This is a genomic window from Aquitalea sp. ASV11 (genome assembly GCF_016429185.1).
GTDB lineage: Bacteria > Pseudomonadota > Gammaproteobacteria > Burkholderiales > Chromobacteriaceae > Aquitalea > Aquitalea pelogenes.
The window spans coordinates 1-326 of sequence record NZ_JAELUD010000200.1; the positions used below are offsets into that span (position 1 = coordinate 1).

At 79.4% G+C, this 326-nt stretch carries 1 pseudogene; it reads right to left on the reverse strand.

The features are described 5' to 3' along the window. Positions 1 to 326: pseudogene (locus JHD62_RS21700) on the reverse strand (hypothetical protein); the annotation flags it as partial.

Genomic DNA, 326 nt, shown 5'->3' on the forward strand with positions numbered 1-326 from the left:
GCAGCCCGCCCAGCACTTCCAGCAGACGGCGCACGCCGATGCAGCCGATTTCCTCGTCGTAAGTGAAGGCCAGGTGCAGCGGCGTGTGCAGCTGGCTTTGCGCCAGTTGCGGCACCTGGGCCAGCACCTGTCTCTTATACACATCTGACGCTGCCGACGAACAGTAAGATGTGGGGGGGGGGGGGGGGGGGGGGGGGGGGAGGAGGGGGGGGGGGGGGGGGGGGGGGGGGGGGGGGGGGGGGGGGGGGGGGGGGGGGGGGGGGGGGGGGGGGGGGGGGGGGGGGGGGGGGGGGGGGGGGGGGGGGGGGGGGGGGGGGGGGGGGGGG